Origin of the sequence: Phenylobacterium sp. (assembly GCF_041691455.1) — a bacterium.
In the GTDB taxonomy this organism is placed as follows: Bacteria; Pseudomonadota; Alphaproteobacteria; order Caulobacterales; family Caulobacteraceae; genus Phenylobacterium.
Window position 1 is genome coordinate 37733 of the sequence record NZ_JBEPUO010000009.1, and the last position, 23460, is coordinate 61192.

A 23460-nucleotide genomic window follows, 5' to 3' on the forward strand; every position below is an offset into this window, starting at 1 on the left:
GGGCGCACCAATCAACGCTGACGAAACTCTACCGAAAACGCGCGCGTATGGGCAGTTATATACTTGACAACGTGGTGAGCGGGTTTAGATTGGATTCACTAAGGAAATCCAGTCATGAACCTCACCGATCCGATCTTCCAAGACGCCGACAAGGCCCGCGAGCACCTAGAGGCGCAGCGTTGGCCGAACGGCCCGATCTGCCCGCATTGCGGCGTGATCGATGAGGCGACGAAGCTGGTCGGCAAGACCGCGCGTCCGGGCCTCTATCAGTGCCGCGCCTGCACCGGCCAGTTCACGGCCACGGTCGGCACTGTGTTCGAGCGCTCCAAGGTGCCGCTGAATAAGTGGCTGCTCGCCTCGTACATGATGGCGTCTTCGAAGATGGGCGTTTCGGCCCACCAGATTCATCGCTCGCTCGGCGTCACGTACAAGACCGCGTGGTTCATGTGTCATCGCCTGCGCGAAGCGATGAACCCCACGACCAAGACGCCGGTTGGCGGCGCGGGCAAGACCGTGGAAGCCGACGAAACCTATGTCGGCGGCAAAGAGGCCAACAAGCACCGCAACAAGCGCGCGGCGCCCATGGACGTGTTCGGCCGCAAGGAAGCGGTTCTGACGCTGGTCGAGCGCAACGGTGAGGCGCGCTCCTTCCACGTCGCCAACGTCACGGCGAAGACCCTGCGCCCGCTGGTCACTCAGAACGTGCACCGCTCGTCGGACCTGATGACGGACGGCGCCCGCTTCTATCGCTACCTCGGTCGCGAGTTCGCTTCCCATGAAGCGGTCGATCACTCAGACGGCGAATACGTCCGCGGAACCGCTCACTCGAACACCGTCGAGAACTTCTTCTCAATCCTCAAGCGCGGCATCAACGGGACGTTTATCCACGTCTCGGAAGCCCACCTCGCCCGCTACCTCGCCGAGTTCGATTTCCGTTACAACCATCGCTCGGGCCTCGGGATCGAAGACACCGAGCGCACCAACGAACTGCTCCGCAATGTCAGCGGCAAGCGCCTGACCTATCGGCGGTCTAACGAAGGCGCGCACGCGTAAGCAGAAGGCGAGGCGACTCCAGAACCTTCGCCGTAAAGTTGTCAAAACCGGAGAAGCCACATGAGCGAAGAGCCGTTCGCGATCCTAGGTCCGCTTAAGGAATTTGTGATCGAGGGCGATCTTGATTCCGGCCACGTGATCGTCGGCCTTTCCACAGCGCGGCAGGCTGCCGCCGCCACGGTGACTGCAGAGCAACTTCAGAAGTTTATCGCCGAGGCCCTGACAGTCGCGGGTCACTCGACGCCAGATCGTCCGAATACCACGCACACGGGCACTCTGACGGCGACGTCGATCCGTGTTGGTCAGTTCGGGATCGCAGCCGGGAAAGAAGAAGGATTTGTGGTGCTGGCGTTCCCCGTCGGCCGGGTGACCATGGCGTTCGAGGTCCGGCTTTCGCAGCTTGCGAACGGAGTAGGCCGATACCTCTCAGAAGGTGTCCAAGGCCCGGGACCCGCAAAGAGCAATTGATCACGCGGGCCTCCATCGACTCAGCAAAGGCAAGGTGTGAAGTTCAAGCCGAACCGGGGAATTTCGATGGTCAGCGACGAGTTGTTTTTCAAGCTCAGCGGTCAGGTGCAGGGGTTAGAGCTAGCGATCAAAACGATGATCGCTATCCAGTTCGCCGCGCAGGTGAAGGATGAAACCGGCTTTGCGAAAGCCGCCGATGACGCTCAGGCGATCAGCAAACACCTCAGCGAACACGCCGACAGAATGCTGAGGGCTTCTCCGCGCGGGGCGGTGGAGTCCGGCGTTGCCGCGCTGATTGTCAACGAGATGCGGGAAACCGCGACGCGCTGCTTCGATCAGTCAGCAGACTCTCTGGACACGATTGCCCAACTTGTCCTTCGCGCGTCTGAACCTCCGACTGACGCCAAAAACTAGCGATCAGGGCGGACAGGCTCTCGGGCATCGTCTGGAGGTGACTTAGGTCCACCAGGGCCATCCTTTGGCTTGTGCGGCGTATGGGGCGTGTTCACCAGGTTGCCGACCAGGCGCTTGAATCGCTCTTCGGCCTCGGCCTCTGGTAGCTTGTCGTCTTCGGGGGGATCTGAGGGCTTATCGGTCATGTCCGACCTGTCGTTCCTAGAGTTGGCGTCGATGCGCCTTGTGCAACTGGTGGACGCGGGGAAAATCCCGCCAGAGCTAGTTGAAGCCGAGATGGCGTGGCTGCAAGCACAAGTGGAAAATCTAACCTATCAGATGATAGGCCGCGCCACACAGACCTGGGCATCGCTGGAAATCGCCCTTGACCTAGTCAACTCCTGCCTTTCCAGGGCCATGCTTGATCGCGGCGTCTTCCCGCTGGCGCTGGGGAGAAAGGTCGAGCTTTTCAAGCGATCCCATCGCCAGCTCCCGCCGCTGGCGCCGTACCTAGAAGAAGCCACGTCGATAGCAGACGAAATCCTGCGCCTAAGCGTGACCCGTCACGACATGATCCACGGCTACGCGCACGACGGTTTCCCCGGCGATACCTCAGCGATGCACCGACACACAGTTTCTCGGGACCCTGCGGAGCGTCACCTCTTGAAAAGGGAAACGATCACGCGGGGCCGAAGCGAGTTTTTTGACCTCGTATTTGAGATCAAGGCGCTTGGTCAGCGTCTCGTGGACCACTTTGGCCTAATCATGCCTCTGCTTACGCAGCACTACGGCGACAATCTCAGCAGCTAGGTCGGCGTACGAAAGTGCGGATTGCGGAGTGCCGGGGGTTTCGGCGTCCGCCAAAATTCCCTCTACCTCTCGGATTGTCTCGGTCTCAGTAGCGCCGGCCTGTCCCTGCGAATCTCTCATCTTGGGCTCACGTTGTCACGTATATAACTGCCCGCGTATGTCAAGAACAAAAAGAGAACAAAATGCGCCGCACGCTTCAGCCCATCCAGCCCAGGGGCTCGCCGACGCGGGCCCGCGCCGGGCGCCGCACCGCCGCCCCGCCGGCCCGGTTCGCCGCGAATTCGCCGAAGGCGTCGGCCCCGTGGCTCGCCGCGTCGTGCAGCGGGCCGCCATAGCTGCGCGTCGCTCGGTTCCAGCGCTTTCGGTAACCGCGTAGCCGCTCCAGTCCGCCGGCGCACGTCTCCGCGTTGAACCAGCACATGGGGATCATCAAGCGCGCCGCGTTCACGCGCTCCTCCGGGTCCATCGCCGCCCCTACCGAGATCGGCGACACCCCCAGCCCGCCCAGGGTTTCGTACCGCGAGCGCCCCGCCGCCCCCAGCTCGCGCACCATCACGTCATGCGGCAAGTGATGCGTGCCGAAGACATAGGGCTTGCCGGAAAGCGCCTGGCGCACCACCGCCTGCAGCCCCTCGCCCGCGGTCTCGAAATAGTCGATGACCCGGACCTCGCGGCCGGCCTGCTGGAAGAACCAGACCGCCGTATAGTCGTCGATGCCGAGGTCCCAGGCGGTGTCGACCTTCAGCGCCGGGTCATGGGGCACGCGCCCCACCCGGCCGTCGCGCTCCGCCTGCGCCAGGAGGCCCGCGTAATAGGCGCCGGGCGCCGCGGCGTCGAAGTCGACCATGTACTCCGACGCGAACCGCGCCTCGCCCTCCTCTGCACTGCCCAGCTCTGCGATCAGCTCCGCCCGCTCCCGGTCCAGCTGCTCGCGCGTGAAAACGTCGGTCACCGTGGCCGGCGAGCGCAGGGTGTACCACTCGTCCGGCCGCAGCTTCCGGCTCTCGAACGCCCGCGTCGCATGCCCGCGGCCGCGCGGCGTCCACAGGAACAGCGCCCACCCCCCGTTCTCCGCCAGGATCGGCCGGATGAAGCTCCAGGCCTCGGGCTTGGCCAGCGACCATTCGGAAAACACCACGCCGACGGGCGAGGACCCCACCAGGCTGTTGTAGTTGTCTGACCCCGCCACCTGCCAGGTCGAGCCGTTGCCGAGCTCGATCATCATGTCCGCGTCGTGCGCCGTCGGCCGCAGTTGCGGGGGAAAGGCCTCCTCGATCCGCCGCTTGCCGGTATGCGGATTGACCGCGTCCCAGATCGCCTTCCGTCCTTGGGACGCTTCCGGCAGCAGGTGCCAGTAGCTCCCGGTCCGCTCCGAGGCCGCCAGCGCCGCCCAGTGCAACCCGACGTCGTCCTTCCCCCAACGCCGGTGGGCCACGACGTCGGCGCGCGTTCCGCCGGCGCGCAGGAAATGCCACAGGTCGAGCTGGTACTCCCGCGGCGTCCAAGCGGCGGCGGGCAGCTTGAGGTGCTCCTCGATCATTCCGCATCGCTCCGGCTGTCCGAAGCGGTGATCTCGCGCACATAGGGCGTTCCGTCCTCGCGCCAGGCGCGTTCGAATTCGCGCACGCGGATGACCAACCGCCGTTCCTTGCCGAGGGTCCAGGTGTTCGCCTTCGCCTCGATCCCGTCGGCTCGCGACACGTGCCACTTCAGGGAACCGACCAGCAGCCGATCCTCCTGGATCGTCTCCTTGGTCGCGCCCATGGAGACGGCCAGCACTTCGTCGGCCCTCGCCTCGGTCGCCGCGGCCCTGGCGAGTGTGAAGGCCTCGGCGAAATCCGGCTTCTCCCGCCGCCATTGGAACAACGTCGAATACTCCGGCATGCCGTCCGTGCCGCTGAACTGCGACCAGATCTCCCCGCGCGCGATCCGCTCACAGATTTTCCGGGCCAACGCTGTGGAATATCTGACGGCCCGCGAGCCGTCCTTGCGACGGCGCACAGGCCGGGATTTGGCGCGCGCAAGCGCGACCTTCGATGACCTTGAGGGCATCGGAAACTCCTTCGGTTGTGAACAGATGGCGGGCGCGCTCGGCCGCCGGCGCTAGTTCTTGCCGGTGGCCTTTGCGACGGCGACGGGCCCGGCGGCCCGCTCCTGCGCCCGGGCGCCGCCCAGGATGCCCGGCAGGGCGTAGTTCCCCTCGTTGCAGGCATATTCGTAGAGAATGCCCTGCAGGGGCGCGAACTCGTACTCGCCGCCCCAGGGCTTATCCCAGGAGCCCGGAGCGCTCACCACGAACGAATAGCGCAGCCGGTCCTTGGCCGTACGGGTGAGACGCTCGGTGATCGTCAGGTCTTTCCAGGCGCCCTGGAAGGCCTGTTTCTGCGGGATGTGGTTGGTCTCGACGACCAGGGTGTCGCCCTCCCACCAGCCGATGGAATCCCCAAACCAGGGCCGCACGTCGTCGGTGCGATGCTGGGCGTGCAGCCGCACGATGCGCGTGTCGTGGACCATCTCTACCTGGATCGCCACGGCGTCGGGGGTCTGCACGATGTTGTAGTCGTTGTTGTAGAAGCCGTTGGGAATCATCGGCGGCCCGACGTTGCCCCCGAACATGATGCAGCGTTCGCTGAGCGGGCGGTTCTCCGGATTGTCGTACGAGCCCAGGGGGTCCCGGCTGCCTTCGCCGCCGCCGCTGTAGTAGCCCGTGCTCGCCGCTGCGGCGGTCTTGCGCGGCGGAACGTGGCCGTCCTTGGTGGTGAGCAGCGAGGTGCGGGGCTGGCCGCCCACCCGCATCACCGTGTGGCCGGGATCGAGCCAGCCGCGGTTGTAGCCGCCGACGTCGCCGCCGGCCGCGAGGAACGAAGGCTTGAGCTCCAGCCCGTTGGGGGCGTTCACCGGCGCGTTCGGATCCGTGCGCTTGTTGCCCACATCGACTTGGTGGGCTTCGTCGACCTCCAGCGCCTTGGCCTCCGCCGGCGTGAAGACCAGCCGATCGCCGAGCTTGCTGTCGCGCTGCATGGGGGTGAGCGTCGCGTTGGACCAATAGCCGCCAATGTCGGGCTGGCCAAAGGCGGTGCGCGGCGCCTTGTAGGCGTCGGCGGCCGGTGCGGAAGCCGCCAGCGGCGCCGCTAGGGGGGCGAGCACCGCGGTTCCGGCGAGCGCTGTGGCGACGGCGAGGCTGAGCGCACGCACGACGCGAGCCTCAGCGCCCGCCGGCGGTCGGCGAGGCCGCGGCCGGGGCGCTGAATTCCTCGGCCGGGGTCTTGCGGCGTTGGAAGCCCTGCATCTTGCTCATCGCCACCTTCAGTTCGGCCTTGTCCAGGGCCCCGTCGTGATTGGCGTCGAGGGCGTCGAACTGGGCCAGCAGCGCCTTGCCGATCTGGCCGCGGAGCTCGGCCTTCTCCACCTTGCCGTCCAGGTCCTTATCGAGGAAGCCGAGCAGGCGGCTCTCGCCTAGGCGGCCGTCGGAATCGATCTGAGCGGCGGCGGTCTCATCCATCCAGCGGAAGTCGACCTGGGTGAACAGCATCTCCTGGAACGACTGCTCGCCCCACGTGACCTCGATGCTCGGGTCGGGGTTGTGCGGATTGCGCTTTGAGTTGTCGTACCAGTAGCGGGCGATCAGCCTGGAGCCGGCCGGGATCTTCACCGGCTCGGCGAAGGTGTAGGCCCGCTGCCAGTTGAAGTCGTAGCGCGGCAGGCTGACCAGCAGCGTCTTCTTGCCGTCCGGCGTCTGGAGCCACAGGTCGCTGGCGGTGGCGCGGTAGTGGGCGTGGATGAAGGCGTCGTAGAGCAGGGCGTCCTTCGGGAACTCCTGGTAGGCCATCTCCATGTGGTGCGCGGCGCCCGCCGGGATATCGATGCCGGGGTCGCTGATCGCCGTCTGGCGCATGATGTACTTGGGTGGCTGTTTGGCGAAATAGACGCCGATCTGGGAGCTATCGACCGTTTCCTTGCCATAGGGCGTGTAGTGCATCTGGAAACCCACGGCGCCGCCGGCCGGCAGGTAGGTGCCGATGGTGCCGTCATAGACGTCGGATTCCGAGCCCACCGCATAGCGGCCGACGGACTGGCGCCACATCCCCTCGTTGGACGTCTTGCCGTTGGCGGGCGCGGCGCTCATCCAGCCGCTCAGCACATGGTGCACGGCCTGGCGGTCGCCGGGCTTCACGGAGGTTGCGCGGATCCAGTGGCCTTCCGTCTCCGGGTTCACGGTGAACGGGCGCTGGTAGTCGACCACGCCGGAGGCGGCGACCTTGAATTTTGGGATATCCAGGATGAGGTCCGGCTTGCCGAGCGGCCAGTCGACGGCCACCAGATGGGCCTTGGCGAGCGGGTCATCGCCCTCGCCGCGCGGAGCGCCGGCCTCGACCCAGTGCACCAGGGTCTTGATCTCCTCGGGGGTCATCCGCTTGGAGTCGGAGAACTTACCCACGTGCGGATCGGCGTGGTACGGCGGCATCCGGTCGGTGCGGATCACCTCGTTGATCATCGGGGCGAAGCCCTTGACCATCGCATAGCTCGACATGGCGAAGGGGCCGATGCCGCCTTCCTCGTGGCAGGCCACGCAGCGCTTCTCGAGGATCGGCGCCACGTCCTTCACATAGGTGATGTGAGCCGTCTGGCTCCGCACCGGGAAAGCGATGGCCGCGCCGGCGCTGGCCTGGGCCGAGGCGCTGACCGCCCTGCCGGCCAGCATCGCGTCGAGCGCCGCCGGCATGCCGGCCACGGCGCCGTGGTAGACGACTTCCCAGGTCTTGGGATTGAGGACGATGGCCTCGGCCGAGTGGCTGACGCCCAGCGATTCGCCGACGATCTGATTGGAATCCATCAGGATCGGAACCTTGTAGCCGGTCTTCGTGGCCTCGGCCTGGATCGTCTCCATCCCGTCCTTCAGGCTGGAGTTCATCATCATGAACTCAACGCCCTTTTTGCCGTAATCGGCGGCCAGCTTGTTGATCTGCGGCGCCAGGGTGCGGGTCACCGCGTCGCCGTTCTGCTGGGTGACGATCACCACGGCCGGCGCGTCGGCCAGGCGGTAGAGCTCGTGGGCTTCCAGGTTCTGGTCGACCAGCAGGAAGTTGCTGACCCGCATCGACGCGGTCGCCGCGGCGGGCGCGGCCGAGGCCAGCGCGTTGGGCGCGGTGTCGTTGGCGGCGCAGCCGGCCAGCAGCGCGACGCCGCCCATCAGCATGGCGATCCGGGTGGTTTTCATGGCGTCTCATCCCCCAAACTTCGCCGCGTACGCAGACCCGGCCTTCTAACGGGCGACTCTGCCGGATCGAACGGCGTTCGAAAAGCGCCTTCAATATACGCCGTCAATGGGCCGCAGTCGCGTCAGGGCTCGCCGCTGGGGTGGTCGATCAGATAGGCCGCGCCGGCGTAGAGGGTCGCGGCCGTCTCCGGGGGCAGCTTCCCATCGGGCTGCGAGGTGATCATGGCCGCCATGCCGCGGCCGAGCGCCCAAAGCGCGAGCGCCGCTTTTTCCTTGTAGGCGCTCGGTATCCGCGGATCGGCCTGGACAGCGGCCTGATAGGCCAGGAAGGTCTGATGCTCGGCCTCGCGGAGGGTCTCGTGGCCGGACATCAGGCGCTCGCTGAACATCAGCGAAAAGAGCGCGGGCTGCGTCTCGGCGAAGTTGAAGAAGGCCCGGTGTCCGCCGCGCATCGGCGATGCAAACGCCGGATCGGCCTGCAGTTGGAGGATATCGCGGCGCAGGTCCTCGAACCCCGCGATCGCCAGGTTTAGGAGCAGGTCCGTCTTGCTGGCGAAGTAATGATAGATCGAGGCGAGCCCGATGCCGGCGCTGTCGGCGATCGCCCGAAGACTCAGCTCCTCGGCGCCTTGGGTGGCGAGGATGCCGGCGGCGGCGGCCAGCACTCTAGTCTTGACGCCGCCGACCTCGAGCGACGCGGTTCTGACCTTTCCCGTCATGCAACACCTTACAGCGCCAGGATGCAGCCTTGCGTGATCGCGATACTGCGGTCTCGCATGGCGTCAGGACAGCACAATCCGGAAGATCCGCGGGCTTGCCTCGCCCAGAAGATGCGCCGCGGCGGCGAAAGGCCATCGAGCCGGCGAGTTTTCATCCAGCGCTTGACCCGCGACCGAGCCGCCGCGAACGTCTGGATAGGCGCCGGCTCCCGCAACCGACCGCCAGGCACAAGCGGGCCATCGGGACGAACACATGACCTTTCGCAACCTCATCGCCGCCGCGGCGGCCTTCTCGGTCCTGGCCGCTGCCTCAGCCCAGGCCTCGCCCGACGCCGCCAAGGTGGCTCAGGGCCAGCTGCATGGCGCGGTCGTCGGCGATGTAGCGAGCTTCAAGGCTATCCCCTTCGGCGCTCCGCCGGTGGGCGAGCTGCGCTGGCGTCCGCCGCAGCCGGCCAAGGCCTGGACCGGCGTCCGCGACGCCACCGCCTACGGTCCCATGTGCATGCAGATGCGCGCCGTCACCCCGGACGTGAAGCAGTCCGAGGACTGTCTCACCCTCAATGTCTGGACGCCCGCCAACCACGCCGCCGGCGCCAAGCTGCCGGTGATGGTCTGGATCCACGGCGGGTCCTTCACCGGCGGGTCGGGCTCCAACGCCATCTATGACGGGACCCGCTTCGCCCAGAAGGGCGTGGTGCTGGTCACCGTGAACTATCGTCTCGGACGTCTGGGCTTCTTCGCCCATCCGGCGCTCACCGCCGAGCAGCCCGCCGGCCCGCTCGCCAACTACGGCATGATGGACAACCTCGCGGCGCTCAAGTGGGTCCAGGCCAACATCGCGGCCTTCGGCGGCGACCCGAAGAATGTCACAGCCTTCGGCGAGTCCGCCGGCGGCATCCTGATCAACGATCTCATGGCCTCTCCCGAGGCGAAGGGCCTGTTCGCCAAAGCCATCTCCGAGTCCGGCTTCGGCCGCATCCCGGGCCTGCCCATGGCCGCCGCCGAGAAGGTCGGCGTCGACTACGCCGCCGGGCTTGGCGTCACAGGCTCCGGCCCCGAGGCCATGAAGGCGCTCCGCGCGCTCAGCGCCGAGCAGCTCTCCAAGGCCGCCGGCCAGGTCACCCCGATCCTCGACGGCAAGATCCTGCCCGAGGGCCCCGCCGCGGCCTTCGCCGCTGGGCGCGAGCTCAAGGTCCCCTACATCGCCGGCGGCAACAGCTGGGAGGCGAGCCTCTTCGCCACCGCCACCCCGCTCGACCGCGCGGGCGCCCTTCGCGACAAGCTGGTCGCCGCCTACGGAAGCCCCGCCGATCTCAAGACCGTCCAATGGGACCTGGGCACCGAGGCCGCCGTCATCGAGCCCGACCGCCTGCTCGCCCGTCTGCACGTCAGGAACGGCCAGAAGGCCTGGGTCTACTACGACTCCTACATTCCGGCGGCGCAGCGGGCGACCGTCCACGGCCTCAGCCACGGCGGAGAGCTGATCTATGTCTTCGGCACCCTTCCCGACCACGATATCGTGCGCGGCGACCGCACAATCGCTGCGGCCACGCCGGCCGACCGCAAGATCAGCGGCGCCATGACCAGCTATTGGGCGGCCTTCGCCAAGACCTCCGACCCCGGGGCCGCCGGTGGCCCCGCCTGGCCGGCCTACACCCCCGCGACCGATACGGTGCTGGAGTTCGGCGCGGACGGGGTCAGCGCACGCCCCGCCTTCCACAAGACCAGCCTCGACCTGGTGGAGCAGCTCTCGACGGCGGGCGCCGGACGCTAGGGCTCTAGCGGAACGCGAAGCTCAGCTTGGCGCCCAGGAACCGGCCGTGCGGATCGGCGCCGTAGGCCGCCGCGCCGCCCGCCTCGTTGTGGCCGGGCTGCAGGCCGCAGAGGAAGCCCAGCGAGCCGGTGACATCGTCTCGTTTCGAAAAGCGATGGTCGACCGCCGTCCGTGCGAAGACGGCGCTCTGAACCGAGCTGGCCGCGGCTGAGGTCGGCGCGAGCGCGTCGAGTGGGTTGGCCAGATCGGCCGTCGGCTGGGCGAGCCCGGCGACCGCCTTGACCGGCAAGCTTGTGGCTGCGGCGGTTCGCACCACATAGGGCTTGAGAACCAGCGGCTGAGCTACAGCCTGCGCGTCAGCGGTTCCGGCGAGGGCGGCAAGGGCGGCCGCAAGGACCAGCGCGCGCGGACGAGGCTTCACATCGGGACGGCTCATGGTCGGGCTCCGCAACGCGTTCGAAGGCGCGACAGTAGACCAAGGCTTGCGGCTCGTGGAGAGACCAAGGCCGACAGCTTCACGCCGGACCGTCATCCTGGACCGGGATAACCCCGAAGTCCGATGATTTCGTGCGGCCATCGGCGATCACCACGCCTTCGGCCGCCAGTCCGCGCTTCAGCAGTTCACGCACCGCGGCTGCGCGGCTCGGCATCCGGCGTTGGAAACGCCAGTCGTCCAGCGCCGCCAGTTCTTCGGCGGTCAGCATGATTTGCAGCCGTTCCGGCCGCGACAGATCGTTCATCGCACCCCTCACCCGATCGAAACCCGTCCCGCAGGCTGCGGGCATGCTGAAAATTAATATTTTCCACAAAGACCGTCAAGACCGCTTCTTACTCATTTTATACATTTATCTGACAATACTACAAATATGTTTTTTACAGATAAGCGTCAGGAAGCAGAAAAGTCATCATATAGTATAAGTTGATATTTCCGTCTTCGATCAAATATTCAATGTCTAGTTTAGGAAGGTTCGTGGAACCGAGTTGCTTATGTTCTCCTTATGATGAATGCTGTCGAGGATCGCTCCGAGAGGGCGACGAAAGGTCCGCGTAAACAATGGTCACGGTTGAACTCGAATCTCATAAGTCTGATACTCGACTTAGAGAGGCGCATCATCGCATCGCCAACAACCTGGCTCTGATCGCCGGCTTCGTGCGGCTCCAGTCTTCACAGATGGCCAAGGCCAAGCGGAGCCTGACGGCGGAAGAGGTCTGCGTGATGCTCGACGAAGTGGGCGTGCGGATCGAGACCGTCGGGCGGCTGCACCATCTCCTTGCAGGGCGGCCGGATGGCGACCTGGTCAATCTCGGCGAGTACATGGACGACACCTGCGGCATCCTTTCGCAGTCGGTATGTCTGAACCGGCCGGTGACCCTGCGCTGCGACGCGCGGCCCTGCGCGATTGAGCCGGAACGCGCCGGCTTGCTCGGCCTGATCGTCACAGAGCTGGTGACCAACTCCGTCAAATACGCCCATCCGGCCGGCGCGGCCGGCCGCATCGACGTCAGCTGCCGCCGGCCACGCGCTGGCGATCTGATCCTGACCGTGTCCGACGATGGCGTCGGCTTGCCCGAGGGCTTCGACTCCACTGTCGACGGCGGCCTGGGCATGCGGGTCGTGCGCTCGCTGGCCGAACAGATGGGCGCGGTGCTGGATTTCGACAGCAGCTCGCTGGGTCTGGTGGTCACAGTGACGGCGCCCGCCGGCGAAATCGCTCGCCCCGCGCTGGCCTCCAGCCTCACCGGCTAGGCGCCTCCCGAAACACGGGGCGCGCCGATCGACGCTCGCCGGATTATTCCAAAAACCTGTGGGAATGTCAAGAACAAAAAGAGAACATAAGGCGAGCCCTTCCGACTCTGGGAACCCTTTTCGAATTACGGCGTTTCGCGGCTGGGGGTGTGTCTTGAGTCACGCCATTCATCTAGGGGCTGAAAATGACGCCGCGACCTGACGCCGGTGCGGCGCAGCCCTCGCCCGAACCGGCGCCGGCGGTGACCGCCAATGTCGTGCGCCTGGCCCAGGCCGAACAGTCCTTCATGGGACGCGAGGTCTTCTACCGCGACCTGCTGAACGCCCTGCCCGCCGCGATCTACACCACCGACGCCGAGGGCAAGATCACCTTCTACAACGAAGCCGCCGTCGCCTTCGCCGGCCGCCGTCCCGCGCTCGGCGAGGAATGGTGCGTCACCTGGAAGCTCTACAATCTCGACGGCTCGCGCCTGCCGCACAACCAGTGCCCGATGGCCGTCGCCCTGCGAGAGGGCAAGCCCAACCGAGGGGCCGAGGCCATCGCCGAGCGCCCCGATGGCACGCGTGTCACCTTCAGCCCCTATCCGACGCCGCTGTTCGACGCGGAGGGCCAGATGGTCGGCGCCGTCAACATGCTGGTCGACATCACCGAACGGAAGGCCGGCGAGGATCGCCAACGGCTGCTGGCCAACGAGGTCAACCACCGCGCCAACAATATGCTGGCCGTGGTTCAGTCCATGATTCGACTCAGCCGTGCCGAGACGGTGGAGGATTTCCGCGACACCCTGAACGGCCGCATCCAGGCGCTCGCCCGGGCCCACAACCTGCTGGCCAAGAGCAGCTGGATGGGCGCCGACCTGCAACACCTGGTCAGCGAGGAGCTCGCGCCCTTCATGGACGAAGGCTCGCAGGTCTGGATCAGCGGGACGATCCTGCCCATAGCCCCGGCCGCGGCGCAGTCGATGGCCATGATCATCCACGAGCTCGCCACCAACGCCGCCAAGCACGGCGCGCTCTCCACCCAGGACGGCAAGGTGCTGATCGAATGGCGCCGCGCCAAGGGCGACCGCATCGCCTTCAAATGGACCGAGCGCGGCGGGCCTGCGACGTCGCCGCCGGCCCGGCAGGGCGTCGGCGCCACCGTCATCGCGCGCGCCGCAGCCCACCTGGAGGCCGAGGTCGCCGCGGCCTGGACCGCCGAGGGCCTGGTCTTCCAACTCGACATTCCCGCGCAGACCATCAGTCCCTCGGCCGCCGACTAGGCCCGTCGACTGCGGGGCGCCGCCCCCGCTGCGACAGGATATCCAGCGCCACATTCAGCACCGCCTCGACGCGCGCCGCCTCGCGGTCGCCGCCGCCGGCTTCACGCGGGGTAAGCTCTTGGCCGCAGACCAGATCGCAAACGGTCACCAGGTCCGATTGCCCGAACAGTCGCGCGCGCAACCCTTCCAGCGCCTCTTCCGCCTGCCGCCGCCCGGCCGCCTGTTTGAGCAGCAGGCCCAGCGACGGCCCACCAGCCAGCCCGCCGCTCGGCTGCACCTCCAGCGTCGAACCGATCGCCGGCGCCGATCCGGCCCGTCGCCAGCAGTCGCCATAGGCCTCGCCGGCCGCCTTCTGCGTTTCGGTGATGCGCCCCTTCTTCGCCAACCATTCGAGGCCCGCCTGCCGCCGATAGGGCGTTTCACGGCCGCCGCGCGGCGCCGCCGGCTTCTCGAAAGCGGCTCCCCTCGATATAGCCAGGGCTACCGTCTCGGAGACCCCGTCAGCCACCTCGCGCGCCGCGGCTCGACCCTTCTCGCGGGCCTCCAGGATCTGCAGACGCTCGCGCATGGCGCGGGCGGGATCGTAGGCGCGTCCCATGCCGTTTCCTCTTTGATCGGTTGAATGAAAACTCAGCGGCCGCCGCGGGCGACCACGGCGTCAGCCAGCCGATAGACCGCCTCGCCCGCCGACCGGTCGCCCTCGATCACCACCAGGCCCGCGGCCGTGTGCGCCAGCAGTTCGCGCAGGAATCCGGGCCGCTCGGTCGGCGGTCGCCGGCTGAGTGCGCGCGCCACCATGGCCGCCGCATCCTCTGCCTCGCGGCTCATCGGCGCCGTCCCGACAGGACCGGATAGCCGCCCTGGGCGACCACCGCCCGTACATGCGCCTCGTGCCGCGCATACCGCGGCCGCATGGCGTCCATGCCGCGGCCCGGCCGCGCCCTGAAGAGCCGCTCAAGCCGCGCCGCGGTCTCCGCTGGCAGAGCAAGTTCGACCCGGACCACATCCGGCGGCGCACCGCCGTGGCGGCTGGCGGCGTAGCTCGCGCTGGCGAGAGACCACGAAGGGGGCTTGAAAGGCTTCATGCCAAGAATGTATAAAAGATACGTCTCTTGCGCAAGTTAAAAACGTATATTATCCACGGCGATCATCGACCGCAAAGATCTTTCCTATGGACGAACGTTTCCTGCGCCTGCGAGAGGCGCGCATCGCCAAGGGTTTCGAGACCGCCGCCGCCGCTGCGGACGCCTTCAGTTGGAACCGCAACACCTATGGGTCCAATGAGAACGGCAACGCGCCCTTCTCCTATCGCCGGGCCAAGGACTATGCGGCGGCCTTCGGCGTGCGGCCGGAGTGGCTCTACGACGCGGCGGGCGCCATGCTGCCCGCGGCCGAAGCCGGCTTCGTGCCGATCATCGGCCGGGTGGGCGCCAATCCGGAGGGCCTGGTGCTTTTCGCCACGGGACAGGAGCCCGGCGACCTCGCGCCGATCCCGCCCGGCGGCACCGACAAGGCGGTGGCGCTCCTGGTGGTCGGCCACTCCATGCGTGGCGTCGCCGACGACGGGGCCCTGATCTATTTCGAGGATCAACGCACTGCGCCGACGCCCGATATGCTGGGCCACGTCGTGGTGGTCGAGGTCGACACCGACGAGGTGCTGGTCAAGCGCCTGCTGCGGGGTTCACGCGCCGGCCGCTTCGACCTGGAGAGCATCGCCGGGCCCACGCGCCAGGACGCCCGCCTACGCTGGGCCGCTCACATCACCGCGATCATTCCGCCCTTCCAGGCGCGCAAGATCATCCGCGGTGCGGCTTGATCGGCAAGTCATCTACGGAAATTTTTGCCTCTGATCTGTATTTTTGATACATTCATGGAATGCCGCCCGATCCTGAATTCTCGCGCCTGCTTGAAGCTGAGGAAGCCGCCCAGGGGGCGCGCCTCCAGGCTCATCGGCGGGAGGTGGAGCACTATAGGGGCGTGGCCTGGTCGGGGCTGAGCCCGGACCCGGTCGCGGTGGCCGGCGCCGCGGTCCTCGCGCGGAAAGCCGCCGTCCGCCTTTCAGCGCTGCACATCTGGCGATCGAGCGCCTCAGGCCGCCTGCTGGCCGCCATGACCGATGCCGAACGGGCGGTGGAAGCGGTCCGCGCCTGTCTCGATCGCGGTCTCGCCGCGGACGACCGCCGTTGCGCCGCGGCGATTGGGGAATTGGCGAGCGCCGCTAGCGCGGCCATGGACGTCGCCACCTCCGGCGCCCTATCTGGCGGGCCATGTGCAACGAGTACCGCTTCAAGCAGTCCCTCGACCGCGTCGTCGATGAGTTCAGCCAGCTGAGGCTGCCGATTCACTGGGCCGGCGGCGCGCCCAACCTCGAGCCACGCGACTCCGTCCGCCCGACTGATCCCGCCCCGATCCTCATCGGCTCACCCGAAGGCGTGGAGCTCCGACAGCTTCGTTGGGGCTTCGTGCAGCCCAAAGGCGGGCCGCTGATCAACTTCCGCTCGGACGGTCGGCGTTTCCCAAGCGGACGCTGCCTGATCCCCGCCGACGGCTTCTACGAATTTACCGGCGACAAGGCTCCCAAGTCGAAGTGGCTGTTCACCGCCACGGACAACGATCTCTTCTGCATCGCAGGCTTCGTCCGCGACGACCGCTTCACCATGCTGACGCGCGAGCCGGGGCCGGACATCGCCCCCTACCACAACCGCCAGATCGTGATCGTGCCGCGCCCGCAATGGGCGGCCTGGCTCGGCCCCTCGCCCGACGCCGAAATCCCGGCGCTGCCGGCCGGCAGCCTGAGGGTCGAGCAGATCCGCTAGGGCAGGTCTTCGGACAGGATCGCCATTTCGAACATGAACGAGCCGTCGCCGTCCTCGTCCTCGAACACCACGCCCACGAACTCTTCGCCGACATAGACCTCGGCGGAGTCCTTCTGCTTGGGACGCGGGGTGAGCGTGATGCGGGCGTTGGCGAAGGTGCCCCGCAGGTGGCCCTCGAGCTTTCGGATCATTCTTTCGTCCACGCCAACGCTCCTGAAGTCTAAAGGCGGCGGGAACCTAGCCGTTCGCGACGGTTCCGAAAACCTCAGATGACGTAGTCGTAGACCGCTTCGGCCAGCGTGTGGTCCATGCTGCGGGCCGGTTCGTCGCAGGTCGGGCAGTTGACCAGCCTCGCGGGCACCCCTGCGGCCGTGCAGCCGGCGGGGACGGGTTTCAACACCACCGAGCCCGAAGCGATCTTGGCGTAGTCGCCGATGGTGATGTTGCCCAGCACCTTGGCGCCGGCGCCCAGCAGCACGCCCTTGCCGATCTTCGGATGGCGGTCTCCGCGCTCGGCGCCGGTGCCGCCCAGGGTCACGCCCTGCAGCATGGAGACGTCGTCGCCGATCACCGCGGTCTCGCCGATCACGATGCCGGTGCCGTGGTCGATGAAGACACCGCGGCCGATGCGGGTGGCCGGATTGATATCCACCTGGAAAAGCTCGCTCATCCGGCTTTGCAGATAGAAGGCCAGGGTCTCGCGACCCTCGTTCCACAGCCAATGGGCGACCCGATGGGTCTGCAGCGCCAGGAAGCCCTTGAAGAACAGGAACGGTTGGACATAGCCCTTGCAGGCGGGATCACGCTCGAACACCGCCTTGAGGTCGGCCTCAGCGGCGTCCACCAGGCCGGGATCGCTTGCATAGGCCTCTTCGGCGATCTCGCGGATGCTCATCCCGCGCAGTTCCTGGTCGCCGAGCTTGCGGGCAAGCTGGTAGGAAAGCGCCCCGCCGAGGGTCTTGTGGTTCAGGATCACGGCGGCGATCAGGCTCGCGAGCGCGGCCTCGTTCTGGGCTGCGGACTGGGCCTCATTGCGCAGCGCCGCCCAAACTGGGGGCGCGCTGGCCGAGTCGACGACTTCCAGGCGTTGCTGGCTCATCAAGTCCTCCCGCCCCATGAGGCGTCTCCCTATCCTAGCATGGCGAGCGCTAACGCGCCCGGCAAAGCTCCCTCACGAGCCATATGGTAGCCCCGTAGCAACATCGCCACCGTCAGCATGTCGGGAAGATATCCCGCCATGGCCGCGTCCAGCGCTTCGCGGAACGGCGCGCGAACCATGGCGATCGCCTCGGTGTCGTCGGCGGCGTGCGCGCCGGCGGTGGGCGACAGTCCCAGCGCCAGATAGCCGATCATCCGCTCGTCGGTCACCGAATTGGAAAGCTGCGTCCGCATCACCTCGCGCCATTCGGCCGCCGCCAGTCCCGTCTCCTCGGCCAGCTCACGCCGGGCCCCCTCCAGCGGATCCTCGTGAAGCGGGGCCCCGCCCTCGGGCAGCTCCCAGCTGTAGTCGCCGTGGGGAAACCGGTGCTGGCCGACCAGGGTCACGCTCCCGTCGTCGTGGATCGGCAGGACCGCGACAGCCACGTTCTTGAACCGCACCAGGCCGTAGGGCGCGAGCCTGCCGGTGGGCGCCATCGCGGTCTGATCGGTCACCGAGATCCAGCCGCTCTCATACACGACCCGCTCTTCCCCGGGTTTCCAGGGCGTTCCATGCGGGCGTAGCCAAGCGGGTTTCTGCGGCATGGGTGGTGGGCTCGCCTTGCGATGCGCGCAGGCGCACCCATAAAGGAGCCACTCTATCGCTTTTCTTAAACCTGATGAGCCGCCCGTGACCGTCGCCCTGCCCCCCGCCCCGCAATTCGGCGACCCCGTCGAGGTCAAGGCGGTCCCTGAAGTGCTGGCCTTCCTCGCCACGCGGCGATCCGCCTCCGCCGTGACTCTCGCCGCGCCCGGACCGAGCGCCGCCGAGCTCGATGCGCTGCTGCGCCTCGCTGCCCGCGTCCCGGATCACGGCAAGCTCGCGCCCTGGCGGTTCGTGATCCTGGAGGGCGAGGCCAAGGCCAGCTTCGCCGGCCGTCTTGAGGCGCTGGCGCAGTCGCGCGGCGACCAGACCGCCGCAGCCAAGCTCGCGAAGCTCAAGATTCCGCCCGTGGCTGTCGCTGTGATCTCGGCGCCCCGCGTGGCCACGATCCCCGAATGGGAACAGCGCCTCTCCGCCGGCGCAGTCTGCACGACCCTGCTCTACGCGGCGCTCGCCATGGGCTATGGCGCGAACTGGATCACCGACTGGTACGCCTACGACCCCGAGGCCAACGCCGTACTCGGACTGGATGGGGAGGAAAAGGTGGCGGGGTTCCTGCTCCTGGGCACGCCGCGCGAGCCGCCCTTTGAGCGCGAACGCCCCGAAATCGCGCCCCTGGTCAGTCGCTGGCGGGACGCCGGTTAGGCCCTGAAAACACAACGGCCGGACGACGCGGGACGCCGTCCGGCCTGAGGTGACACGCCCGAGGAGAGTTGGGCGTCCTTGATATAGGCCGAATTAACGGTTTTGGAAAGCCCGAACAGGCTTCGCCATAACACCCATAGCTTTTCCCGTCAGACGAGAAACCACCTGACTCAGTCGTCGCTCTCCGACATCTGAAACTAACGGCGTCGTTCTTGAAATTTTTAGCGGGGCCAACCCGTTAACGACATGTAATCGATGGGAGAGGGTCGTTTTTCCAGCCGCTAGACTCACTTCTCGTCGCGTCAGCCGCGTCCGCGATACGGCGCTACACCTTGATCAGGCAGCCAAAGGCCCTGCGGCGCCGGGCCGCTCTGCCAGAACACATCTATCGGAATGCCGCCGCGCGGGAACCAATAGCCGCCGATACGCAGCCACTGCGGCTCAGCAACCTCCACGATCCGCCGGCCGATGGCCACCGTGCAGTCCTCGTGGAACGCCCCATGGTTGCGGAAGGAGCTCAGATAGAGCTTCAGCGACTTGGATTCGATCAGCCATGCGCCCGGCGCATAGTCGATGACCAGATGCGCGAAGTCGGGTTGTCCGGTCACCGGGCAGAGCGAGGTGAACTCAGGCGCCGTGAAACGCGTCAGATAGAGCGTGTCCGCCTGCGGGTTCGGCACGCGCTCGAGCACGGCCTCATCGGGGCTGTCGAAGCCGCGAACCTCACGGCCGAGCTGGGTCAGGCGGGTTTCATCCATGCGCGCGGCTTTACCGCCGCGCCTCCCCGCCCGCAACCGAGACAGCCACCGCAGTTGCCGCTATCAAGCCGCAAAACAGTAGGAGGCGAACATGGCCGGCGGCGGTTTCGAGGACTTCGTGGTGGTGGTGACCGGCGCCTCGACCGGGCTCGGCCGCGCCATCGCGGTAGAGACTGCCCGCCAAGGCGCCAAGGCGGTGGTGATCAACTACGCCCGCAGCGCCGAGGAAGCCCAGGAGACCGCCCGCCTGGTCGAGGCCGAAGGCGCCAAGGCCGTGCTCGTGCAGGGCGACGTCGCCTCCGATGACGACTGCAAGAAGATCGCCGCGGCCGCCGAGCCCTTCGGCCGCGTCGACGCCCTCTTCAACAACGCGGGCGTCACCCGCTTCGCCAACCACGCGGATATGGACGCCGTCTCGGCCCAGGATTTCCTCGACCTCTATGCGGTCAATGTCGTGGGCGCATACCAGATGGTCCGCGCCTGCCGCGTCCTGCTGGAAGCCGCCCCGCAACCCGGCGCGGTGGTCAACACCGCCTCCATCGCCGGCGTCACCGGCATCGGCTCCTCAGTGCCCTATGCGGCTTCCAAGGGCGCGCTGACCACCATGACCCTGTCCCTGGCCCGCGCGCTCGCGCCGAAGATCCGGGTCAACGCCGTCTGCCCGGGCTTCATCGACACCCCCTGGTTCGGCAAGGGGCTCACCGAGGCCGCCGTCGACCGCATCCGGGCCAACGCCGCGGCGGGCACACCGCTGAAGGCCGCTTCCACGCCGGACGACATCGCCGCGGCCACCGTTTTCCTCGCCTCTCGGGCGTCGCGCCATGTGACGGGCGAAACCTTGCTGGTGGACGCAGGTTCCCACCTGAGCTTTGCCCCGCTCGTCGCCCGCTGAGCCGGCTGGGCCTTTATACTTCGCCGATGTCGCGGGGCGCCTAAACGGATGGCGCCTGAGCCCGACGACGCCCAAACATTGATCAGCACCGTCAAGCACGGCCTTACGAGGTGTGCGGACGTTGATCTGCCGGGGCTGGCCGCGACGATGACCTCGTACGGTCGGATCCGGTCAACCCGGACAGCGCAGGCCGGGAACAAGGGGATACACGAATGAAGGCTCTGAAACTCTCGCTCCTCGCCGCGGCCGCGACACTGTCGATCGCCGGCGTCGCCCGGGCCGATGACGCGCCGCCCGCGCCCGCCGAAACCAAGCCGATATCGGTCGTCTTCAACGTCGGCGCCAACACCGACTACGAATTCCGCGGGGTCAGCCAGACCAACAACAAGGCCAGCATCTTCGGCGGCGCTGACGCGACTATCCTGACCATCGGCTATGCCGGGATTTGGCTCTCCAATGTCGATTTCCTGAACGGCACGCGGATGGAGTACGACATCTATGCCGGCATCAAGCCGGTCCTGGGACCGGTCACCGTCGACCTGGGCGTCATCCGCTACGGCTACACCAACCAGCCTTCGGGCCCGAAGGAGGTCTATACCGAGTGGAAGGTCGCGCCCTCCATGGCGGTCGGACCGGCCACCGTCGGTGTCGCCTATTTCTATTCGGACGACTTCTTCGGCGAGACGGGCAAGGCCACCTACTACGAGATCAACGGCTCACTGCCGATCGGCAAGAGCCCGTTCTCGGTCAGTGGCGCGCTGGGCCACCAGGAAGTCGTGGGGCCGCTCGACTACAACACATGGAACCTTGGCGTCGGTTACGCGCTCAACAGCCACGTCGGCTTTGATCTGCGCTATTGGGACACCGACGAGCACAGCTTCGGCAGCATCTACAAATCGAAGCTCGTTCTCGGCGTGAAAGCTACTTTCCCGTAACCATCGGCGTTTACGCTCCAAAGCCGCCGCCTTCGAAAGCGGCGGCTTTTCTATGGGCGCCAGTATGGCGCTGCTTTTCTGGCTTCCCCGCCTCGCTACGCGCACGGATCGTGCAGCGGGGTGCTATAGCCCTCTTGGGATCGCCTGATCCTATCGGTTTCGGTGGACGCTCGCACCCTCGAGCCTATGTTGACGATTCGAAGAGCAAACGGAGTGCGGCGCATGGAGCGGATGGCCTTTCGAGCCCAGACCATCGTCGCCGACATGGTGCTGGCCGCGATCGCCTTCGCTCTGGCCTTCCAGGTCGCCTCCTCGGGCCTTCCGACCCTTGACCTCAAAGGGGTCGCTTCGCTCAGCCAGATCCAGCTCATCGTGCTCTACGCCGCCCTTGCCGGCGGCTTCACGGTGCTGTTCCGCCGCGAACTGTCGCCGTGGCGCTACGCCTCGATCCCCGACGCGCTGGTGCTGGCGCGCATCGCGCTCTTCACCGTCGGCGTCTTCCTGCTCTGGGTCTTCGTCATCGACCGCGCCCGTGGCGTGCCGCGCTCGACGCTGTTCCTGGCGCCGATGTTCCAGATGGTCGGCTCCATGGGCGTTCGGATCCTTCGGCGCGCCCTGCATGAGCACGCGCTGGACAGCTTCTCGCCGCTCAAGACCATCACCGACCGGATCACCCAGTCGCCGTCCCTCCTGTTGATCGGCCCGCCCTCCCAGGCGGACACCTACCTGCGCGACATCGCGCGCAGCCATGACCGCACCTACACCCCGGTCGGCATCGTCGGCACTGACCCGCGCGACGTCGGCCAGCAGGTGCGCGGCGTCTGCATCATCGAAAGCCTGGAGAACCTCGATGAGGCTCTGGCCGACCTGCGCCGCTGGAACCGCTATCCGCGCGCCATCCTCTTCCTCGAGGAGCCGGGCCGCCTGAAGGGCCTCACCGCCGACCAGCTTGGCCGCCTCAAGACCGACGGCATCCGCCTGCTCCGCCTACCCTCGATCGTCGAACTCGCCCAGCACGACGGCGTCACCCTGCTGCCGATGCGCGACATCAACATCGAAGAGCTGCTGGCCCGAGAGCCCATCGAACTCGACCGCGTCGCCATCGGCAATCTGATCCGCGGCCGGCGCGTGCTGGTCACCGGGGCCGGCGGCTCCATCGGCGCGGAGCTCTGCCGCCAGGTCGCGGCCTTCCGTTGCGCCCACCTGTCGCTGATGGACTTCTCGGAGACCTCGCTCTTCGAGATCGAGCGCGAGATGGCTGAGACCCACCCGCAGATGTCCCGTCAGGCCGTGCTCTGCGACGTCCGCAACGCCGCCCGGGTGTCCCAGGCCTTCGCCGCCGAACGCCCGGACCTGGTGTTCCACGCCGCGGCCCTGAAACACGTCTCGATGGTCGAGCAGCATCCTTGCGAGGGCGTGCTCACCAATGTGGTGGGCACCTGGAACGTGGCCGAGGCCTCCAAGGCCTGCGGCGCCGGCCAGATGGTCCTGATCTCCACCGACAAGGCCGTCGACCCCACCAATGTCATGGGCGCCACCAAGCGCCTGGCCGAGTCGGTGATCCAGGCGCAGCAGAATGGCGGCGAGGGCGCGCGCTTCTCCGCCGTGCGTTTCGGCAATGTGCTGGGCTCTGCGGGCTCGGTGGTTCCGATCTTCAAGTCGCAGATCGAGCGCGGCGGCCCGGTGACCGTGACCCATCCGGACATGGAGCGGTTCTTCATGACCATTCCGGAAGCGAGCCAGCTCGTCCTCCACGCCACCGCCACCTGCGCCGAGGGCGAAGGCCGCGACGCGCGCCTCTTCCTGTTGGAGATGGGCGAGCCGGTCCGGATCATGGACCTCGCCCGCCAGATGATCGCGCTCTCCGGCCGCACGCCCGGCAAGGAGATCGAGATCGAGATCACCGGCCTGCGCCCCGGCGAAAAGCTGACCGAGGCCCTGCTCGACGAGACCGAGCGGTCCCTGCCCTGCGCCCACAAGGTGCTGGAAGTGGTCTCCAACTCCGCCGTGCGCATTTCCGGCGCCCATCTCGCGGAGATCGAGGCCCTCGCCGAGCGCGGCGACGTAGACGCCGTGCGCCGGGCGCTTTTCGATCTGGTCGCCCAGATCCGCGGCGAACGCGCGGCCGGCGCGCCAAACCTGCGCGTCGTGGCCAACGGCTGACGCACC

Annotated in this window: 28 protein-coding genes; 14 read left to right on the forward strand and 14 right to left on the reverse strand. The window is 67.0% G+C overall.

What is annotated here, in order from left to right:
- The first annotated feature begins 114 nt into the window (after positions 1 to 114).
- The 4 genes from ACESMY_RS13090 to ACESMY_RS13105 all read left to right on the forward strand — a co-directional run bounded on the left by ACESMY_RS13090 (position 115) and on the right by ACESMY_RS13105 (position 2724).
- Positions 115 to 1053, forward strand: a complete 939-nt coding sequence (locus tag ACESMY_RS13090) for an IS1595 family transposase (protein WP_372785037.1) — start codon at positions 115 to 117, stop codon at positions 1051 to 1053.
- Positions 1054 to 1113: 60 nt separating this feature from the next.
- A complete protein-coding gene (locus ACESMY_RS13095; protein WP_372785038.1) occupies positions 1114 to 1521 on the forward strand; it encodes a hypothetical protein in 408 nt (135 codons plus the stop codon).
- 36 nt (positions 1522 to 1557) lie between these two features.
- The gene (locus tag ACESMY_RS13100; protein ID WP_372785039.1) at positions 1558 to 1935 is read left to right on the forward strand and encodes a hypothetical protein; all 378 of its coding nucleotides are present in this window, start codon (positions 1558 to 1560) and stop codon (positions 1933 to 1935) included.
- Positions 1936 to 2118: 183 nt separating this feature from the next.
- Complete coding sequence (locus ACESMY_RS13105) at positions 2119 to 2724, forward strand: hypothetical protein (protein WP_372785040.1); 606 nt, start codon at positions 2119 to 2121, stop codon at positions 2722 to 2724.
- Positions 2725 to 2920: 196 nt separating this feature from the next.
- Here the strand turns inward: ACESMY_RS13105 and ACESMY_RS13110 are convergent, their stop codons facing one another.
- Both ACESMY_RS13110 and ACESMY_RS13115 read right to left on the reverse strand, forming a co-directional pair.
- On the reverse strand, positions 2921 to 4264 hold the full coding sequence (locus ACESMY_RS13110; protein ID WP_372785041.1) for a hypothetical protein: 1344 nt from the start codon (positions 4262 to 4264) through the stop codon (positions 2921 to 2923).
- Positions 4261 to 4677 carry a hypothetical protein gene (locus ACESMY_RS13115; protein WP_372785042.1) on the reverse strand — a complete coding sequence of 139 codons (417 nt, stop codon included), beginning with the start codon at positions 4675 to 4677 and terminating at the stop codon, positions 4261 to 4263. The genes ACESMY_RS13110 and ACESMY_RS13115 overlap by 4 nt, the downstream gene beginning before the upstream one ends.
- Here ACESMY_RS13115 and ACESMY_RS13120 point away from each other — a divergent pair.
- Complete coding sequence (locus ACESMY_RS13120) at positions 4607 to 4831, forward strand: hypothetical protein (RefSeq protein WP_372785129.1); 225 nt, start codon at positions 4607 to 4609, stop codon at positions 4829 to 4831. The two genes, ACESMY_RS13115 and ACESMY_RS13120, sit on opposite strands and share 71 nt — an antisense overlap.
- Here the strand turns inward: ACESMY_RS13120 and ACESMY_RS13125 are convergent.
- The 3 genes from ACESMY_RS13125 to ACESMY_RS13135 form a co-directional block, all read right to left on the reverse strand.
- Positions 4828 to 5919 (reverse strand): hypothetical protein, encoded by a 1092-nt coding sequence (locus tag ACESMY_RS13125; protein WP_372785043.1) that lies wholly within the window; start codon positions 5917 to 5919, stop codon positions 4828 to 4830. The genes ACESMY_RS13120 and ACESMY_RS13125 overlap by 4 nt on opposite strands.
- 10 nt (positions 5920 to 5929) lie before the next feature.
- Positions 5930 to 7942 (reverse strand): redoxin domain-containing protein, encoded by a 2013-nt coding sequence (locus ACESMY_RS13130; RefSeq protein WP_372785044.1) that lies wholly within the window; start codon positions 7940 to 7942, stop codon positions 5930 to 5932.
- Between the two features lie 122 nt (positions 7943 to 8064).
- Positions 8065 to 8661: a TetR/AcrR family transcriptional regulator gene (locus ACESMY_RS13135; protein ID WP_372785045.1), complete on the reverse strand. Its 597-nt coding sequence runs from the start codon at positions 8659 to 8661 to the stop codon at positions 8065 to 8067.
- 253 nt (positions 8662 to 8914) lie between these two features.
- Here ACESMY_RS13135 and ACESMY_RS13140 point away from each other — a divergent pair, with 253 nt between their 5' ends.
- Positions 8915 to 10435 (forward strand): carboxylesterase/lipase family protein, encoded by a 1521-nt coding sequence (locus ACESMY_RS13140; protein ID WP_372785046.1) that lies wholly within the window; start codon positions 8915 to 8917, stop codon positions 10433 to 10435.
- Positions 10436 to 10439: 4 nt separating this feature from the next.
- Here the strand turns inward: ACESMY_RS13140 and ACESMY_RS13145 are convergent, their stop codons facing one another.
- Complete coding sequence (locus tag ACESMY_RS13145) at positions 10440 to 10871, reverse strand: hypothetical protein (RefSeq protein ID WP_372785047.1); 432 nt, start codon at positions 10869 to 10871, stop codon at positions 10440 to 10442.
- Positions 10872 to 10950: 79 nt separating this feature from the next.
- Positions 10951 to 11175, reverse strand: a complete 225-nt coding sequence (locus tag ACESMY_RS13150) for a hypothetical protein (protein WP_372785048.1) — start codon at positions 11173 to 11175, stop codon at positions 10951 to 10953.
- A 314-nt stretch (positions 11176 to 11489) separates the two neighbouring features.
- Between ACESMY_RS13150 and ACESMY_RS13155 the strand changes: the two genes are divergently transcribed.
- Together ACESMY_RS13155 and ACESMY_RS13160 are read left to right on the forward strand one after the other, a co-directional pair.
- A complete protein-coding gene (locus tag ACESMY_RS13155) occupies positions 11490 to 12182 on the forward strand; it encodes a sensor histidine kinase (RefSeq protein ID WP_372785049.1) in 693 nt (230 codons plus the stop codon).
- Positions 12183 to 12367: 185 nt separating this feature from the next.
- Entirely contained in the window at positions 12368 to 13444 is a 1077-nt protein-coding gene (locus tag ACESMY_RS13160; protein WP_372785050.1) for a sensor histidine kinase, read from the forward strand.
- Here ACESMY_RS13160 and ACESMY_RS13165 read toward each other — a convergent pair.
- The 3 genes from ACESMY_RS13165 to ACESMY_RS13175 are packed head-to-tail and all read right to left on the reverse strand — an operon-like array spanning position 13422 to position 14529.
- Complete coding sequence (locus ACESMY_RS13165; protein WP_372785051.1) at positions 13422 to 14042, reverse strand: hypothetical protein; 621 nt, start codon at positions 14040 to 14042, stop codon at positions 13422 to 13424. The genes ACESMY_RS13160 and ACESMY_RS13165 overlap by 23 nt on opposite strands.
- Before the next feature lie 32 nt (positions 14043 to 14074).
- On the reverse strand, positions 14075 to 14272 hold the full coding sequence (locus ACESMY_RS13170) for a hypothetical protein (protein ID WP_372785052.1): 198 nt from the start codon (positions 14270 to 14272) through the stop codon (positions 14075 to 14077).
- Positions 14269 to 14529 (reverse strand): hypothetical protein, encoded by a 261-nt coding sequence (locus tag ACESMY_RS13175; RefSeq protein ID WP_372785053.1) that lies wholly within the window; start codon positions 14527 to 14529, stop codon positions 14269 to 14271. The genes ACESMY_RS13170 and ACESMY_RS13175 overlap by 4 nt, the downstream gene beginning before the upstream one ends.
- Positions 14530 to 14615: 86 nt before the next feature.
- On the opposite strand from ACESMY_RS13175, the gene ACESMY_RS13180 reads away from it, so the two are divergent.
- The gene (locus tag ACESMY_RS13180; protein WP_372785054.1) at positions 14616 to 15260 is read left to right on the forward strand and encodes a S24 family peptidase; all 645 of its coding nucleotides are present in this window, start codon (positions 14616 to 14618) and stop codon (positions 15258 to 15260) included.
- A 451-nt stretch (positions 15261 to 15711) separates the two neighbouring features.
- Positions 15712 to 16260, forward strand: a complete 549-nt coding sequence (locus ACESMY_RS13185; RefSeq protein WP_372785055.1) for an SOS response-associated peptidase — start codon at positions 15712 to 15714, stop codon at positions 16258 to 16260.
- Here ACESMY_RS13185 and ACESMY_RS13190 read toward each other — a convergent pair.
- The 3 genes from ACESMY_RS13190 to ACESMY_RS13200 form a co-directional block, all read right to left on the reverse strand.
- Entirely contained in the window at positions 16257 to 16451 is a 195-nt protein-coding gene (locus ACESMY_RS13190) for a DUF3126 family protein (RefSeq protein WP_372785056.1), read from the reverse strand. The genes ACESMY_RS13185 and ACESMY_RS13190 overlap by 4 nt on opposite strands.
- 74 nt (positions 16452 to 16525) lie before the next feature.
- Positions 16526 to 17359, reverse strand: a complete 834-nt coding sequence (cysE, locus tag ACESMY_RS13195; protein ID WP_372785057.1) for a serine O-acetyltransferase — start codon at positions 17357 to 17359, stop codon at positions 16526 to 16528.
- A 29-nt stretch (positions 17360 to 17388) separates the two neighbouring features.
- Positions 17389 to 17937 carry an NUDIX domain-containing protein gene (locus tag ACESMY_RS13200; protein WP_372785058.1) on the reverse strand — a complete coding sequence of 183 codons (549 nt, stop codon included), beginning with the start codon at positions 17935 to 17937 and terminating at the stop codon, positions 17389 to 17391.
- Positions 17938 to 18088: 151 nt separating this feature from the next.
- Here ACESMY_RS13200 and ACESMY_RS13205 point away from each other — a divergent pair, with 151 nt between their 5' ends.
- Positions 18089 to 18706, forward strand: coding sequence for a nitroreductase (locus ACESMY_RS13205; RefSeq protein ID WP_372785059.1), 618 nt, complete (start codon positions 18089 to 18091; stop codon positions 18704 to 18706).
- Positions 18707 to 19008: 302 nt separating this feature from the next.
- On the opposite strand, the gene queF is transcribed toward ACESMY_RS13205, so the two are convergent.
- A complete protein-coding gene (gene queF / locus ACESMY_RS13210) occupies positions 19009 to 19464 on the reverse strand; it encodes a preQ(1) synthase (RefSeq protein WP_372785060.1) in 456 nt (151 codons plus the stop codon).
- A 91-nt stretch (positions 19465 to 19555) separates the two neighbouring features.
- Between queF and ACESMY_RS13215 the strand changes: the two genes are divergently transcribed.
- From ACESMY_RS13215 to ACESMY_RS13225, 3 genes are all read left to right on the forward strand, one after another.
- Entirely contained in the window at positions 19556 to 20356 is an 801-nt protein-coding gene (locus tag ACESMY_RS13215) for an SDR family NAD(P)-dependent oxidoreductase (RefSeq protein WP_372785061.1), read from the forward strand.
- Between the two features lie 212 nt (positions 20357 to 20568).
- Positions 20569 to 21291: a TorF family putative porin gene (locus ACESMY_RS13220; RefSeq protein WP_372785062.1), complete on the forward strand. Its 723-nt coding sequence runs from the start codon at positions 20569 to 20571 to the stop codon at positions 21289 to 21291.
- A gap of 231 nt (positions 21292 to 21522) precedes the next feature.
- A complete protein-coding gene (locus ACESMY_RS13225) occupies positions 21523 to 23454 on the forward strand; it encodes a polysaccharide biosynthesis protein (protein ID WP_372785063.1) in 1932 nt (643 codons plus the stop codon).
- Positions 23455 to 23460 lie beyond the last annotated feature (6 nt).

Coding starts and splice junctions, on each gene's coding strand:
- ACESMY_RS13090 (WP_372785037.1), top strand. CDS start 115: ATGAACCTCACCGATCCGATCTTCCAAGACGCCGACAAGGCCCGCGAG.
- ACESMY_RS13095 (WP_372785038.1), top strand. CDS start 1,114: ATGAGCGAAGAGCCGTTCGCGATCCTAGGTCCGCTTAAGGAATTTGTG.
- ACESMY_RS13105 (WP_372785040.1), top strand. CDS start 2,119: ATGTCCGACCTGTCGTTCCTAGAGTTGGCGTCGATGCGCCTTGTGCAA.
- ACESMY_RS13110 (WP_372785041.1), bottom strand. CDS start 4,264: ATGATCGAGGAGCACCTCAAGCTGCCCGCCGCCGCTTGGACGCCGCGG.
- ACESMY_RS13120 (WP_372785129.1), top strand. CDS start 4,607: ATGCCGTCCGTGCCGCTGAACTGCGACCAGATCTCCCCGCGCGCGATC.
- ACESMY_RS13130 (WP_372785044.1), bottom strand. CDS start 7,942: ATGAAAACCACCCGGATCGCCATGCTGATGGGCGGCGTCGCGCTGCTG.
- ACESMY_RS13135 (WP_372785045.1), bottom strand. CDS start 8,661: ATGACGGGAAAGGTCAGAACCGCGTCGCTCGAGGTCGGCGGCGTCAAG.
- ACESMY_RS13140 (WP_372785046.1), top strand. CDS start 8,915: ATGACCTTTCGCAACCTCATCGCCGCCGCGGCGGCCTTCTCGGTCCTG.
- ACESMY_RS13145 (WP_372785047.1), bottom strand. CDS start 10,871: ATGAGCCGTCCCGATGTGAAGCCTCGTCCGCGCGCGCTGGTCCTTGCG.
- ACESMY_RS13150 (WP_372785048.1), bottom strand. CDS start 11,175: ATGAACGATCTGTCGCGGCCGGAACGGCTGCAAATCATGCTGACCGCC.
- ACESMY_RS13155 (WP_372785049.1), top strand. CDS start 11,490: ATGGTCACGGTTGAACTCGAATCTCATAAGTCTGATACTCGACTTAGA.
- ACESMY_RS13160 (WP_372785050.1), top strand. CDS start 12,368: ATGACGCCGCGACCTGACGCCGGTGCGGCGCAGCCCTCGCCCGAACCG.
- ACESMY_RS13165 (WP_372785051.1), bottom strand. CDS start 14,042: ATGGGACGCGCCTACGATCCCGCCCGCGCCATGCGCGAGCGTCTGCAG.
- ACESMY_RS13170 (WP_372785052.1), bottom strand. CDS start 14,272: ATGAGCCGCGAGGCAGAGGATGCGGCGGCCATGGTGGCGCGCGCACTC.
- ACESMY_RS13175 (WP_372785053.1), bottom strand. CDS start 14,529: ATGAAGCCTTTCAAGCCCCCTTCGTGGTCTCTCGCCAGCGCGAGCTAC.
- ACESMY_RS13180 (WP_372785054.1), top strand. CDS start 14,616: ATGGACGAACGTTTCCTGCGCCTGCGAGAGGCGCGCATCGCCAAGGGT.
- ACESMY_RS13185 (WP_372785055.1), top strand. CDS start 15,712: ATGTGCAACGAGTACCGCTTCAAGCAGTCCCTCGACCGCGTCGTCGAT.
- ACESMY_RS13190 (WP_372785056.1), bottom strand. CDS start 16,451: ATGATCCGAAAGCTCGAGGGCCACCTGCGGGGCACCTTCGCCAACGCC.
- cysE (WP_372785057.1), bottom strand. CDS start 17,359: ATGAGCCAGCAACGCCTGGAAGTCGTCGACTCGGCCAGCGCGCCCCCA.
- queF (WP_372785060.1), bottom strand. CDS start 19,464: ATGGATGAAACCCGCCTGACCCAGCTCGGCCGTGAGGTTCGCGGCTTC.
- ACESMY_RS13215 (WP_372785061.1), top strand. CDS start 19,556: ATGGCCGGCGGCGGTTTCGAGGACTTCGTGGTGGTGGTGACCGGCGCC.
- ACESMY_RS13220 (WP_372785062.1), top strand. CDS start 20,569: ATGAAGGCTCTGAAACTCTCGCTCCTCGCCGCGGCCGCGACACTGTCG.
- ACESMY_RS13225 (WP_372785063.1), top strand. CDS start 21,523: ATGGCCTTTCGAGCCCAGACCATCGTCGCCGACATGGTGCTGGCCGCG.